The 13,859-nt window shown below is 64.7% G+C and carries 11 protein-coding genes; all 11 read right to left on the bottom strand.

The features are described from left to right. Positions 1-69: 69 nt before the first annotated feature. Positions 70-1,539, bottom strand: coding sequence for an NADH-quinone oxidoreductase subunit NuoN (nuoN, locus tag ACZ9C1_RS09035; protein ID WP_102685131.1), 1,470 nt, complete (start codon positions 1,537-1,539; stop codon positions 70-72). 7 nt (positions 1,540-1,546) lie between these two features. After that, the gene (gene nuoM, locus ACZ9C1_RS09030; protein ID WP_102685132.1) at positions 1,547-3,079 is read right to left on the bottom strand and encodes an NADH-quinone oxidoreductase subunit M; all 1,533 of its coding nucleotides are present in this window, start codon (positions 3,077-3,079) and stop codon (positions 1,547-1,549) included. Positions 3,080-3,119: 40 nt separating this feature from the next. After that, positions 3,120-4,973 (bottom strand): NADH-quinone oxidoreductase subunit L, encoded by a 1,854-nt coding sequence (gene nuoL / locus ACZ9C1_RS09025; RefSeq protein WP_102685133.1) that lies wholly within the window; start codon positions 4,971-4,973, stop codon positions 3,120-3,122. Continuing rightward, positions 4,970-5,278, bottom strand: coding sequence for an NADH-quinone oxidoreductase subunit NuoK (gene nuoK / locus ACZ9C1_RS09020; protein WP_023631349.1), 309 nt, complete (start codon positions 5,276-5,278; stop codon positions 4,970-4,972). The genes nuoL and nuoK overlap by 4 nt, the downstream gene beginning before the upstream one ends. 3 nt (positions 5,279-5,281) lie before the next feature. Beyond that, entirely contained in the window at positions 5,282-5,782 is a 501-nt protein-coding gene (gene nuoJ, locus ACZ9C1_RS09015; protein WP_023631348.1) for an NADH-quinone oxidoreductase subunit J, read from the bottom strand. A 10-nt stretch (positions 5,783-5,792) separates the two neighbouring features. After that, a complete protein-coding gene (gene nuoI, locus ACZ9C1_RS09010) occupies positions 5,793-6,341 on the bottom strand; it encodes an NADH-quinone oxidoreductase subunit NuoI (RefSeq protein ID WP_003251442.1) in 549 nt (182 codons plus the stop codon). Positions 6,342-6,352: 11 nt separating this feature from the next. Beyond that, a complete protein-coding gene (gene nuoH, locus ACZ9C1_RS09005; protein WP_046855038.1) occupies positions 6,353-7,360 on the bottom strand; it encodes an NADH-quinone oxidoreductase subunit NuoH in 1,008 nt (335 codons plus the stop codon). Next, the gene (gene nuoG, locus ACZ9C1_RS09000; protein WP_111533048.1) at positions 7,357-10,071 is read right to left on the bottom strand and encodes an NADH-quinone oxidoreductase subunit NuoG; all 2,715 of its coding nucleotides are present in this window, start codon (positions 10,069-10,071) and stop codon (positions 7,357-7,359) included. Before nuoG ends, nuoH begins: the two co-directional genes overlap by 4 nt. Before the next feature lie 132 nt (positions 10,072-10,203). Continuing rightward, a complete protein-coding gene (gene nuoF / locus ACZ9C1_RS08995) occupies positions 10,204-11,568 on the bottom strand; it encodes an NADH-quinone oxidoreductase subunit NuoF (RefSeq protein ID WP_476253892.1) in 1,365 nt (454 codons plus the stop codon). Further along, positions 11,565-12,062, bottom strand: coding sequence for an NADH-quinone oxidoreductase subunit NuoE (gene nuoE, locus ACZ9C1_RS08990; protein ID WP_012313767.1), 498 nt, complete (start codon positions 12,060-12,062; stop codon positions 11,565-11,567). The genes nuoF and nuoE overlap by 4 nt, the downstream gene beginning before the upstream one ends. Positions 12,063-12,064: 2 nt before the next feature. Next, positions 12,065-13,846, bottom strand: coding sequence for an NADH-quinone oxidoreductase subunit C/D (nuoC, locus tag ACZ9C1_RS08985; RefSeq protein WP_023630474.1), 1,782 nt, complete (start codon positions 13,844-13,846; stop codon positions 12,065-12,067). Positions 13,847-13,859 lie beyond the last annotated feature (13 nt).

The raw sequence follows: 13,859 nt of genomic DNA, 5'->3' as shown, positions 1-13,859 counted from the left end.
GGGGCCGCAAAGCGGCCCCAAAAAAGAACACCCCGCCGAGGCGGGGTGTCTTGTGTTGCTGGCAGCCGATCAGCCGATCAGTTGCAAACCAGCCTGCTGCACCATCTCCAGCAGCGGCTGCGGGTACACGCCCAGCACGAAGGCAAGGATCGCGATGGCCAGCAGCATCACGCCGCCGGTGCGCTGTTCCCACTTCAGCGGGGCGTCGTGGCGACGCAAGTTCGGCTCGACCAGGTACAGGGTGACCATGACACGCAGGTAGTAGTACACGCCGATGGCGCTACCGATCACCAGGGCGCCGACCAGCCACCAAAGGTGCGACTCGACGCCGGTGGCGATGATGTAGAACTTGCCGATGAAGCCTGCGGTCAGCGGGATACCGGCCAGCGACAGCATCATCACGGTCAGTACCGCGGTCAGGTACGGACGGCGCCAGAACAGGCCGCGGTACTCGTACAGGGCGTCGGCGTCACGGCCGGCGTATGGCGAGGACATCAGGGTGATCACGCCGAAGGCGCCGAGGCTGGTGATCACGTAGGTGACCAGATACACGCCCATGGCTTCCAGGGCCAGGCCCTTGCTGGCGACCAGGGCGATGACCAGGTAGCCGAAGTGGGCGATGGATGAGTAACCCAGCAGGCGCTTGAGGTTGCTCTGGGTCAGCGCCAGCAGGTTGCCGATGATGATCGACGCCACGGCGATGACTGCCAGTACGGTGCTCAGTACGCCGCTGCTGGCGGCGGGGGAGAGCATGAACAGGCGCACGACCACGGCGAATACCGCGACCTTGCTGGCGGTGGCCAGGAACGCGGCGACCGGCGCCGGGGCGCCTTCATACACGTCCGGGGTCCACAGGTGGAACGGCACCAGCGACAGCTTGAAGGCCAGGCCCACCAGCATCATGCCCAGGCCCAGTTGCGCCAGCAGGCTTGGCATGCTGGTAGCGGCCAGGGCCTTGCCCAGCTGGTCGAAGGTCAGGGCGCCGGCGTCGGCATACAGCAGCGCCATGCCGAACAGCAGGAAGGCGGAACCGGCGGCCGACAGCACCATGTACTTGATGCCGGCTTCCAGCGAGCGCTTGTTGAAGAACGCATACGCCACCAGGCCGTAGACCGGCACCGACAGCAGCTCCAGGCCGATGAACAGGCCGGCCAGGTGGTTGGCGCTGACCAGCACCAGGCCACCCAGTGCCGACATCAGCAGCAGCAGGTACAGCTCTTCACGGTTGCCTGGGAAGCCTTTGGAGCCTTCGCCGAGGTAGGCGTGGGCGAGGGTGACGCAGGCCAGGGTGGCCACCAGGATGATCGCCATGTACAGGCAGGCGAACTTGTCGATGGTCACCAGCGAGGTCACCGCCAGGGGCGCGACCTTCAGCGCCGGCAGGATCGACAGCAGGGCCAGGTTCAGGCCCACGGTGGACAGCAGGAAGGTCTGCGAGTGGTTGCGCTTCCAGGCGATCGCCAGCATCACCACCACCGTGGTGATGGTGGTGATCAGCATCGGCGCCAATGCGATGAAGTGTTGAGTGGTGAATTCCATAGCGCTCTTACCGGGCCGAAGCGAGTTGAGTGAAAGCGGAACCGAGCCACTGCTGCACACCGCTCATGGTGGCGGCAGAGGTGTCGAGGAACGGCTGCGGATACACGCCCAGCAGGATCAAGAGGCCAGCCAGGCCCAGCACCATGATCAGCTCGCGACTGTCCATGCCGGCCAGCACGGTGTCGGCCTTGGCCGGGCCGAAGTAGGCGCGGTGGATCATGATCAGCGAGTACACCGAGCCGAACACAAGGCCGGTGGTGGCGATCACGGTGATCCATGGGACGTGGGCGAAGCTGCCGATCAGGATCAGGAACTCGCCGACGAAGTTGCCGGTACCCGGCAGGCCCAGTGAGGCGGCGGCGAAGAACAGGCTGATGGCTGGCAGATAAGCGATGCGGTGCCACAGGCCACCCATCTCGCGCATGTCACGGGTGTGCAGGCGCTCGTACAGCTGGCCGGCCAGGATGAACAGCGCGGCGGCCGACAGGCCGTGGGCCAGCATCTGGATCACCGCGCCCTGCAGGGCCTGCTGGCTGCCGGAGTAGATGCCGATCAGCACGAAGCCCATGTGCGAAACGCTGGAGAAGGCCACCAGGCGCTTGATGTCGGTTTGCGCGAAGGCCAGGAAGGCCCCGTAGAAGATACCGATCAGGCCCAAGGTCATGGCGATCGGCGCGAACTCGGCCGAAGCGTTCGGGAACAGCGGCAGGGCGAAGCGCAGCAGGCCGTAGGCCGCAGTCTTCAGCAGGATACCGGCCAGGTCCACGGAACCGGCGGTCGGCGCCTGGGCGTGGGCGTCCGGCAGCCAGGAGTGGAACGGCACCACCGGCAGTTTCACCGCGAAGGCGATGAAGAAGCCCAGCATCAGGATGTACTCGACGCCGGCCGGCAGTTCGGCCTTGAGCAGGTCGCTGTAATTGAAGGTGATTACGCCGGTGCTGTTGTAGTTGACCAGCACCAGACCGAGGATCGCCACCAGCATGATCAGGCCGCTGGCCTGGGTGAAGATGAAGAACTTGGTCGCCGCGTAGATCCGCGTCTTCTTGCCGTCCGACGAGCTGTGACCCCAGAGCGCGATGAGGAAGTACATCGGCACCAGCATCATTTCCCAGAAGAAGAAGAACAGGAACAGGTCCAGGGCCAGGAACACACCGACCACGCCGCCGAGAATCCACATCAGGTTGAGGTGGAAGAAGCCGACGTGGCGCTGGATCTCTTTCCACGAACACAGCACCGACAGCACGCCGAGCAGGCCGGTGAGCAGGATCATCAGCAGCGACAGGCCGTCGAGGGCCAGGTGGATGCTGATGCCGAAGCGCTTGATCCACTCGACCTTGTATTCGAGGGCCCAGGCCGGTTCGGCACCCGGCGCCGGGGCCAGAGTGTAGTTGCCGTTCGCCCACAGCCACAGGCCGATGCCAAGCAGCAGGGACATGGTCAGCAGCGCGATCCAGCGCGGCAGGGTGGAGCCGAAGCGCTCACCCAGCCAGCACAGGAAGCCGCCGATGAAGGGGATCAGGATCAGCCAAGGCAAAATCATGACGGGTTGGTTTCCTTTGGCAAAGTCGCAAGATTCATGGTCATACCGCGGCCACTACCACGGCACCGAGTACCAGTACGGCACCGACGGCGATCGAAGCGGTGTACCAGCGCAGCTGGCCGGTCTCGGTTTTGCTCATGGCGACGTGACCGCCGCGAGCCAGGCGAGGAATGAGGCCGATGCTGCGGTCAACCGGATCCTTGCGCAGGATGTGGCTGATCAGCAGGTAAGGTTTGACGAAGAGCTTGTCGTAGATCCAGTCGAAGCCCCAGGCAGCGAACCACCAGGCCGACAGGACGCGACCGATACCACTGTTGGCGATCGCGGTGACCAGGCGACGCTTGCCCAGGAACAGCAGGGCCGACAGCAGGATACCGGCGATGGCGATGGCGCCCGAGGCGATTTCCAGCGAGTGCTTGGCTTCGCCACCGGCGTGGCCGGCGCTTTCAGGCAGCACGCCTGCCAGTGGCGGGTGGATCCAGGCGCCGACGAAGGTCGACAGCACGATCAGCACGCCCAGCGGCAGCCAGTGGCTGATGCCGTGGCCGGCGTGGGCTTCGGTCTTGGCTTCGCCGTGGAAGGCGATGAAGATCAGGCGGAAGGTGTACAGCGAGGTCATGAATGCGCCGACCAGGCCGGCGTACAGCAGGCCGCTGTTGCCGCTGGCGAAGGCTTCCCAGAGGATCTCGTCCTTGGAGTAGAAGCCCACGGTCAGGATCGGCAGGGCGGCCAGGGCGGCGCCACCGACCACGAAACTGGCATAGGCCAGCGGCAGCTTCTTCCACAGGCCGCCCATCTTGAAGATGTTCTGCTCGTGGTGGCAGGCGACGATCACCGCACCGGAGGCAAGGAACAGCAGGGCCTTGAAGAAGGCGTGGGTCATCAGGTGGAAGATCGCCGCGTCCCAGGCGCCGACGCCCAGGGCCAGGAACATGTAGCCGATCTGGCTCATGGTCGAGTAGGCGAGGATACGCTTGATGTCGGTCTGCACCAGGGCGGCGAAGCCGGCCAGGACCAGGGTCACGCCGCCCACGACGCCGACCAGGTGCAGCACATCCGGCGCCAGCAGGAACAGGCCGTTGGTACGGGCGATCAGGTACACGCCCGCGGTCACCATGGTGGCGGCGTGGATCAGTGCCGAAACCGGGGTCGGGCCGGCCATCGCGTCGGCCAGCCAGGTCTGCAGCGGCAGCTGGGCCGATTTACCGACCGCGCCACCCAGCAGCATCAGGGTCGCCAGGACCATCCAGGTGTCACCGGCCTGGAACTTCTGCGGCGCCAGTACCAGCAGTTCCTGCACGTTCAGGGTACCCAGCTGGACAAACAGGATGAACAGGCCGATGGCCATGAACACGTCGCCGATGCGGGTGACGATGAATGCCTTCAGTGCCGCGTTACCGTTGTTGCGGTTGCTGTAGTAGAAACCGATCAACAGGTACGAGCACAGGCCCACGCCTTCCCAGCCGAAGTAGATGAACAGCAGGTTGTCGCCCAGCACCAGGAACAGCATGCTGGCGATGAACAGGTTGGTGTACGAGAAGAAGCGCGAGTAGCCGGCTTCGCCACGCATATACCAGGAGGCGAACAGGTGGATCAGGAAGCCCACGCCGGTGACCACGCCCAGCATGGTGACCGACAGGCCATCCACGTACAGGGTGAAGTTCGGCGCGAAGCCGTCCACCGACATCCACTGCCACAGCAGCTGGCTGTAAGCGCCGCCTTCAGGCGGGGCAACGTTGAACTGCCAGATCACGTAGGCGGCGGTGGCCGCCGACAGACCGACCGAGCCGACGCCGATCAGCGCCGACAGGTTCTCGGACCAGCGGCCGCGCGAGAACGACAGCAGCAGGAAGCCGATCAGGGGGAATACGAACGTCAGGAAGATAAGGTTCATCCGCGCATCTCACTGGCAGCATCGATGTCGAGAGTGTGGAAGCGGCGATACAGCTGCAGCAGGATCGCCAGGCCAATGCTGGCCTCGGCGGCTGCCAGGCTGATCACCAGAATGAACATCACCTGGCCGTCGGGTTGGACCCAACGGGCACCGGCGACGATGAACGCCAGGGCAGCGGCGTTCATCATGACTTCCAGGCTCATGAGCACGAAGAGGATGTTGCGGCGGACCATCAGGCCAACCAGACCTAAGCAGAACAGGATGCCGGCGACCGCCAGACCATGCTCGAGAGGGATAGCACCCATGATTTACTCCTTCGCCTCGTTGCGGCCCAGGTGGAAGGCGGTGACGGCTGCCGCGAGCAGCAGCATCGACGCCAGTTCGACCACCAGCAGGTACGGCCCGAACAGGCTGATGCCGACCTCTTTGGCGCTGACGGTGGTACCGCTGATGGCGGCGCCCGACGGGGTGACGAACAGCACGTAGAGCAGCTCCAGCAGCAGCAGGGCGGCGAGGATCACAGGCCCCGCCCAGATACCCGGCTTGAGCCAGCCACGCTCTTGGGCGACCGAGGCCGGCCCGAGGTTGAGCATCATCACCACGAAGACGAACAGCACCATGATGGCACCGGCGTAGGCGATCACTTCCAGGGCACCGGCGAAGGGGGCGCCGAGGGAGAAGAAGATCATCGCCACGGAAATCAGCGAGATGATCAGGTAGAGCAGGGCGTGCACCGGGTTGGTGCCGGTCACCACGCGCAGCGTGGAGACAACGGCGACACCGGATGCGAAGTAGAAAGCGAATTCCATCTTTCTGTCCTTATGGGAGCAAGCTCTTCACGTTGATCGGCTCGGCTTCGTTCTGTGCTGAGCCCTTCGGCTTGCCAGCGATCGCCATACCCGCAACACGGTAGAAGTTGTAGTCAGGGTTCTTGCCGGGGCCGGAGATCAGCAGATCTTCTTTCTCGTACACCAGGTCCTGACGCTTGAACTCGGCCATTTCGAAATCCGGAGTCAGCTGGATCGCGGTGGTCGGGCACGCCTCTTCGCACAGGCCGCAGAAGATGCAGCGCGAGAAGTTGATGCGGAAGAACTCGGGGTACCAACGGCCGTCCTCGGTCTCGGCCTTCTGCAGCGAGATACAGCCGACCGGGCAGGCCACCGCGCAGAGGTTGCACGCCACGCAGCGCTCCTCGCCGTCGGGGTCGCGGGTGAGGACGATGCGGCCACGGTAGCGCGGCGGCAGGTACACGGGTTCTTCGGGGTACTGCAGGGTGTCGCGCTTGCGGAACCCGTGGGAGAACACCATTGCCAGGCTGCGCAGCTGGGTGCCGGTGCCCTTAACGATGTCGCCGATATACTTGAACATGGGTCAAATCCTCACTGGGCCGCGACGGCTGGCGTGTTGTAAAGCACGATCGCAGCGGTCACCAGCAAATTGATCAGGGTCAGCGGCAGGCAGAACTTCCAGCTGAAGTCCATCACCTGGTCATAGCGTGGGCGCGGGATCGAGGCGCGCAGCAGGATGAACAGCATGATGAAGAACGCGGTCTTCAGGGCGAACCACAGGAACGGCACCTGCGGCAGCAGGCCGAACGGGCCGTGCCAGCCACCGAAGAACAGGGTCACCAGCAGCGCCGAGATGAGGATGATGCCGATGTACTCACCGACGAAGAACATGCCCCATTTCATGCCGGCGTATTCGATGTGGTAGCCGTCGGCCAGTTCCTGTTCCGCTTCCGGCTGGTCGAACGGGTGACGGTGGGTCACGGCGACGCCAGCGATGAAGAAGGTGCAGAAGCCGAAGAACTGCGGAATGATGAACCACAGGTTCTGGGCCTGGTAGTCAACGATGTCGCGCATGTTGAACGAACCCACCTGCACCACCACGCCCATCAGCGCCAGGCCCAGGAACACTTCGTACGACACGGTCTGCGCCGAGGCCCGCAGGCTGCCGAGCAGGGCGTACTTGTTGTTCGACGACCAGCCGGCGAACAGCACGGCGTAGACCGACAGGCCGGCCATGGCGAAGAAGAACAGCAGGCCAATGTTCAGGTCGGCCACGCCCCAGCCCGGGGTGATCGGGATGATCGAGAAGGCGATCAGCAGCGCACTCATGGCCACCACAGGCGCCAGGGTGAAGATCATCTTGTCGACGAAGGGCGGGTTCCAGTCTTCCTTGAAGAACATCTTCAGCATGTCGGCGGCGATCTGGAACATGCCGAACGGGCCGACGCGGTTCGGGCCGTAGCGGTCCTGCCACCAGCCCAGCAGGCGACGCTCGACGAAGCTGAGCAGCGCGCCGCAGACCACCACGGCCAGCAGCACCACGATGGCCTTGACGACCTGAATGATCACATCGATCACTTCGGGGGTGAACCAGCTCATTGTGCTGCCTCCTGCAGGCCTTCGACGGCTGCACCGAAGATGGCGGGCGGAATGCCGGCCAGGCCTTTGGGCAACGCAACCAGGCCAGCGCCCAGTTCTTCATTGATACGCAGCGGCAGGCGCAGTGACACGCCGGCCACGTTCAGGCTCAGCATCGCACCGTCGTTGACGCCCAGGCGGTCGGCTTCGGACTTGGCCAGGCCGACGTAGGCGGCCGGAATGCGCTCCTGCACCGGGGCGGCGCGGGAAGAGGACTCTTCGCTGCCGAACAGGTGGAAGAAAGGTACCGCGGTCCAGGTGCCGCGAGCCGGGTTGAACGCGCCCGGGATGGCGCTGAACCAGCTCAGGCGATCGCCTTGCGACTCGATCAGGCGCACGCCCGGGTCACCGGCACGCAGGTGGCCACCGACTTCGTCCTGGAACTTGTTCCAGGCTTGCGGCGAGTTCCAGCCCGGCGACCAGGCGAACGGCACCTGCTGGCGCGGTTCGGCCGAGCCCGAGTAGCCTTCCATGGAGAAGGCGAACGCGGTGTCCTTGTCCTGTGGGGTACGCGGCTCGTGCACGCTGATGTTGGCGCGCATGGCGGTACGGCCAGAGTAGCGCAGCGGCTCGCGGGCCAGTTTCATGCCCTTGATGCGGAATGCGGCGCTTGGCGCTGCGTTGACAATGCCGGCCAGTTGCGGGGCGGCTTCGGCGCAGGCGCTGGTGACGTGGTCCAGTTGGGTCCAGTCCACCGGCTTGTTCAGCAGGGTCGCACGCAGGGCGTGCATCCAGCGCCAGCCTTCGTGGATCTGGATGCTGCTGTCCAGGTACTGCGGGTCGAACACCTGGAAGAAGCGCTGGGCACGGCCTTCCTGGCTGACCAGGGTGCCGTCGCCTTCGGCGAACGAGGCGGCTGGCAGCACCAGGTGGGCGCGGTCGACTGTTGGGGTTTTCGAGTGGTCGGCGACGATCACCACCTTGGCCGCGGCCATGGCTGCGTCGACCTTGGCGGCCGGTACGCGGGCGTACAGGTCGTTTTCCAGCACGACGATGGCGTCGGCCTTGCCGCTGATCACGGCGTCCAGCGCCGCGTCGACGGACTCACCGCCCATCATCGCCATGCCCAGGCTGTTGGCCTCAGGCACGACCAGGCTCAGCGAACCGTTCTTCTCGCGCAGCTTGAGGGCCTTGGCGATGTTGGCGGCGGCTTCGATCAGCGCAGGATCCGCCAGCGAGGTACCGGCGACCACCAGCGGGCGGTTGGCAGCGACCAGGGCGTCGGCGATGCGCTGGGCCAGGGCCTTGGCTTCAGTGTCCAGGCCTTCGACGGCAGGGGCGCTTGGGTCGATGGCGTGGGCCACCGCGAAACCGATGCGGGCCAGGTCCGCAGGTGCGGCGTGTACACACTCTTCGGCCACGTCGTCCAGCTTGGTTTCAGCCAGCGAAGCGATGAACAGCGGGTACAGCGCGTGCTGGCCGATGTTCTTCACCGCGGCGTCCAGCCAAGGCTGCACGCGCATGGCGTCGGCCATGGCCTCGGCCTTGCCCTTGGTGGCCTGGCGCACGGCCAGGGCAACACGGGCGGCGGTCTGGGTGAGGTCTTCGCCGAGCACGAACACGGCGTCGTGGTCTTCGATGTCGCGCAGGGTCGGCACCGGCAGCGGGCTGTCGTTCAGCACGTTCAGCGCCAGGCGCACGCGGGCCAGTTCGCCAGCTTCCATACCGGAGTAGAAGTATTCGGCACCGACCAGCTCGCGCAGGCCGTAGTTGCTCTCGAGGCTGGCGCGTGGCGAGCCGATACCGACGATGGTGCGGCCGCGCAGCAGGTCGGCGGCCTTGTCCAGGGCGGCGTCGAGGGACAGCTTGGTGCCGTCGGCCAGGTGTGGCTGGCGTGGGCGGTCCTTGCGGTTGACGTAGCCGTAGCCGAAGCGGCCGCGGTCGCACAGGAAGTACTGGTTCACCGAGCCGTTGAAGCGGTTCTCGATGCGGCGCAGTTCGCCGTAGCGCTCGCCGGGGCTGATGTTGCAACCGCTGGAGCAGCCATGGCAGATGCTCGGGGCGAATTGCATGTCCCACTTGCGGTTGTAGCGCTCGGAGTGGGTCTTGTCGGTGAACACACCGGTCGGGCAGACCTCGGTGAGGTTGCCGGAGAACTCGCTTTCCAGCACGCCGTCTTCGACGCGACCGAAGTACACGTTGTCGTGGGCGCCGTATACGCCCAGGTCGGTGCCGCCGGCGTAGTCCTTGTAGTAGCGCACGCAGCGGTAGCAGGCGATGCAGCGGTTCATCTCGTGGGCGATGAACGGGCCGAGGTCCTGGTTCTGGTGGGTACGCTTGGTGAAACGGTAGCGGCGCTCGTTGTGGCCGGTCATTACCGTCATGTCTTGCAGGTGGCAGTGACCGCCTTCCTCGCACACCGGGCAGTCGTGCGGGTGGTTGGTCATCAGCCATTCGACGACGCTGGCGCGGAACGCCTTGGACTCTTCGTCTTCGATGGAGATCCAGGTGCCGTCGGAGGCAGGGGTCATGCAGGACATGACGATACGACCACGGGTGTCGTTCTCGTCGGTGTACTGCTTGACCGCACACTGCCGGCAGGCACCGACGCTACCAAGCGCCGGGTGCCAGCAGAAATAAGGGATATCGAGGCCGAGTGACAGACACGCCTGTAACAGGTTGTCCGCACCGTTGACTTCGAGCGCTTTGCCGTCTACGTGGATAGTGGCCATTGTTCAAAGTTCTTCGTTGGCCCGCGTGAGCGGGCGTGGCTAATGGAAATCTGTACGCCTGTGGCACGCCACGCTTCATACGGGCCGGCCTGCAGGCTGGCGGGTGGCACGGACCACCCGCGTTCTATCTTTTTATGCGCCGACCACAATCGGCTTCGCCAGGTTCGGGCGCAGAGTGTCGGTAGCAGTTGCTGGCGCGACACCGGCCTCGAACTCGGACCTGAAGTATTTGATGGCACTGCCCAACGGCTCGACGGCACCTGGTGCGTGAGCACAGAAGGTACGGCCTGGGCCGAGGAAGTTGACCAGCCCCAGCAGGGTCTCGATGTCTTCGGCGCGGCCCTGGCCGTTTTCCAGTGCGCGCAGCATCTTCACGCTCCACGGCAGGCCGTCACGGCAAGGGGTGCACCAGCCGCACGATTCGCGGGCGAAGAACTCTTCCATGTTGCGCAGCAAGGACACCATGTTGACGCTGTCGTCGACCGCCATGGCCAGGCCTGTACCCATACGGGTGCCGACCTTGGCGATGCCACCGGCATACATTTGCGCATCGAGGTGCTCGGGCAACAGGAAGCCGGTACCGGCGCCACCAGGCTGCCAGCACTTGAGCTTGAAGCCGTCGCGCATTCCGCCGGCGTAGTCCTCGAACAGCTCGCGGGCGGTGACGCCGAACGGCAGCTCCCACAGGCCCGGGTTCTTCACCTTGCCGGAGAAGCCCATCAGCTTGGTGCCGTGGTCTTCGCTGCCTTCGCGGGCCAGCGACTTGTACCAGTCGTTGCCGTTGGCGACGATGGCCGGCACGTTGCACAGGGTCTCGACGTTGTTCACGCAGGTCGGCTTGCCCCACACGCCGACGGCGGCAGGGAAGGGCGGCTTGGAGCGCGGGTTGGCGCGACGGCCTTCGAGCGAGTTGATCAACGCGGTTTCTTCGCCGCAGATGTAGCGGCCGGCACCGGTGTGCACGAACAGCTCGAAGTCGAAACCGCTGCCGAGGATGTTCTTGCCCAGCAGGCCGGCGGCCTTGGCTTCATCGATGGCGCGGTTGAGGTTCTTCGCTGCGGTGGTGTATTCGCCACGCAGGAAGATGTAGCCACGGTAGGCCTTCAGCGCGCGGGCGCTGATCAGCATGCCCTCGATCAGCAGATGGGGCTGTTGCTCCATCAGCATGCGGTCTTTCCAGGTGTTGGGCTCCATTTCGTCCGCGTTGCACAGCAGGTAGCGGATGTTCATGGATTCGTCTTTGGGCATCAGGCCCCACTTCACGCCAGTGGGGAAGCCCGCGCCGCCACGGCCCTTGAGGCCGGAGTCCTTGACGCTCTGCACGATGTCGTCGGCGGACATGTCGGCCAGCGCCTTGCGCGCGGCGGCATAGCCGTTCTTCGATTCATACTCGGTCAGCCAGACCGGCTCGCCGTCGTCACGCAGGCGCCAGGTCAGCGGGTGGGTTTCGGCCGAGCGCGCGATGCGGTTGGCCGGGCCGAAGGAAGTGATGGTCATACGTAACCCTCCAGCAGCTTGGAGACGCCGGCAGGTTGCACGTCGCCAAAGGTGTCGTCGTCGATCATCAGCGCCGGGGCCTTGTCGCAGTTGCCCAGGCAGCACACCGGCAGCAGGGTGAAACGCCCGTCCGCGGTGGTCTGGCCGAGGCCGATGCCCAGCTCGCTCTGGATCTGGCTGACCACCGACTCATGGCCGCCGATGTAGCAGACCATGCTGTCGCACACGCGGATGATGTGGCGGCCGACCGGCTGGCGGAAGATCTGGCTGTAGAAGGTGGCCACGCCCTCGACGTCGCTGGCGGGGATGCCCAGCACTTCGCCGATGGCGTAGATGGCGCCATCCGGCACCCAGCCGCGCTCTTTCTGCACGATCTTCAGGGCTTCGATGGACGCCGCGCGCGGGTCCTCGTAGTGGTGCATCTCGTGCTCGATGGCCGAGCGCTCGGTTTCGCTCAGGGCGAAACGGTCGGTTTGGATAAGCGTGCTGTTCATGCTTAGCGGTCCACGTCAGCCATAACGAAGTCGATACTGCCCAGGTACGCGATCAGGTCCGCGACCATGCTGCCTTTGATCACCGAAGGGATCTGCTGCAGGTGCGGGTAGCTCGGGGTACGGATCCGGGTGCGGTAGCTCATGGTGCCGCCATCGCTCGTCAGGTAGTAACTGTTGATGCCCTTGGTCGCCTCGATCATCTGGAACGACTCGTTGGCCGGCATGACCGGGCCCCACGAGACTTGCAGGAAGTGGGTGATCAGGGTCTCGATGTGCTGCAGGGTGCGCTCTTTCGGCGGCGGCGTGGTCAGCGGGTGATCCGCCTTGTACGGGCCTTCCGGCATGTTGCGCAGGCACTGGTCGATGATGCGGATGCTCTGGCGCATTTCCTCGACACGGACCATGCAGCGATCGTAGGCATCGCCGTTGTGGGCCAGCGGTACTTCGAACTCGAAGTTCTCGTAGCCGGAGTAGGGGCGCGCCTTGCGCAGGTCGAAGTCGCAACCGGTGGAGCGCAGGCCGGCACCGGTGGTACCCCAGGCCAGGGCTTCCTTGGTGTTGTACGCGGCGACGCCGATGGTACGGCCCTTGAGGATGCTGTTCTGCAGGGCAGCCTTGGTGTATTCGTCGAGGCGCTTGGGCAGCCATTCGACGAAGTCCTTGACCAGCTTGTCCCAGCCGCGCGGCAGGTCGTGGGCGACGCCACCGATGCGGTACCAGGCCGGGTGCAGGCGGAAACCGGTGATCGCCTCGATCACGGTGTAGGCGCGCTGGCGGTCGGTGAAGGTGAAGAACACCGGGGTCATGGCGCCGACGTCCTGGATGTAGGTACCCAGGAACAGCAGGTGGCTGGTGATGCGGAAGAATTCGGCGAGCATGATGCGGATCACGTCGACCTTCTGCGGCACCTGGATGCCGGCCAGCTTTTCCACCGCCAGTACGTACGGCAGGTTGTTCATCACCCCGCCGAGGTAGTCGATACGGTCGGTGTAGGGGATGAAGCTGTGCCACGACTGACGCTCGGCCATCTTCTCGGCGCCACGGTGGTGGTAGCCGATGTCCGGGACGCAGTCGACGATCTCTTCGCCGTCCAGCTGCAGGACGATACGGAAGGCACCGTGGGCCGAAGGGTGGTTGGGGCCGAGGTTGAGGAACATGTAGTCCTCGTTGGCACCCGAACGCTTCATGCCCCAGGCTTCCGGGTTGAAGCGTGCCGATTCCTCTTCAAGCTGCTGCTTGGCCAGGGTCAGGCTGTAGGGGTCGAATTCGGTGGCGCGGGCGGGGTAGTCCTTGCGCAGCGGGTGACCTTCCCAGGTCGGCGGCATCATGATGCGGCTCAGGTGCGGGTGGCCGGCGAAGTCGATGCCGAACATGTCCCAGACTTCACGCTCGTACCAGTTGGCGTTGGGCCAGATGCCGGTCACGGTGGGCAGGTTCAGGTCGCCTTCGCTCAGCGACACCTTGATCATCACGTCGCTGTTACGCTCGACCGACAGCAGGTGGTAGAACACGCTGAAGTCGGCGGCCGGCAGGCCGCGGCGCTGAGTGCGCAGGCGCTCGTCGACGCCGTGCAGGTCGTACAGCATGCTGTACGGCTTGGCGACGTTGCGCAGGAAGGTGAGGATTTCCTTGAGCTGGGCACGCTTTACCCACAGTACCGGCATGCCGGTACGGGTTTCCTGGGCGACGAAAGCGTCGGCGCCGAATCGGTTGTGCAGTTCGACGACCACATCCTGGTCGTCAGCCTTGTAAGGCGGAATATAAATAGCGTTGTCCGCTGTCATGGTCTCGGTCGCT

It is taken from the genome of Pseudomonas sp. TE21435, assembly GCF_056279265.1.
This window is presented reverse-complemented; position numbering and strand designations above follow the sequence as displayed.

What these genes read in the sequence shown, in the direction of transcription:
- nuoH (WP_046855038.1), bottom strand. Translation starts at nt 7,360, where the DNA reads ATGAGCTGGTTCACCCCCGAAGTGATCGATGTGATCATTCAGGTCGTC.
- nuoK (WP_023631349.1), bottom strand. Translation starts at nt 5,278, where the DNA reads ATGGGTGCTATCCCTCTCGAGCATGGTCTGGCGGTCGCCGGCATCCTG.
- nuoM (WP_102685132.1), bottom strand. Translation starts at nt 3,079, where the DNA reads ATGATTTTGCCTTGGCTGATCCTGATCCCCTTCATCGGCGGCTTCCTG.
- nuoL (WP_102685133.1), bottom strand. Translation starts at nt 4,973, where the DNA reads ATGAACCTTATCTTCCTGACGTTCGTATTCCCCCTGATCGGCTTCCTG.
- nuoJ (WP_023631348.1), bottom strand. Translation starts at nt 5,782, where the DNA reads ATGGAATTCGCTTTCTACTTCGCATCCGGTGTCGCCGTTGTCTCCACG.
- nuoN (WP_102685131.1), bottom strand. Translation starts at nt 1,539, where the DNA reads ATGGAATTCACCACTCAACACTTCATCGCATTGGCGCCGATGCTGATC.
- nuoC (WP_023630474.1), bottom strand. Translation starts at nt 13,846, where the DNA reads ATGACAGCGGACAACGCTATTTATATTCCGCCTTACAAGGCTGACGAC.
- nuoE (WP_012313767.1), bottom strand. Translation starts at nt 12,062, where the DNA reads ATGAACAGCACGCTTATCCAAACCGACCGTTTCGCCCTGAGCGAAACC.
- nuoG (WP_111533048.1), bottom strand. Translation starts at nt 10,071, where the DNA reads ATGGCCACTATCCACGTAGACGGCAAAGCGCTCGAAGTCAACGGTGCG.
- nuoF (WP_476253892.1), bottom strand. Translation starts at nt 11,568, where the DNA reads ATGACCATCACTTCCTTCGGCCCGGCCAACCGCATCGCGCGCTCGGCC.
- nuoI (WP_003251442.1), bottom strand. Translation starts at nt 6,341, where the DNA reads ATGTTCAAGTATATCGGCGACATCGTTAAGGGCACCGGCACCCAGCTG.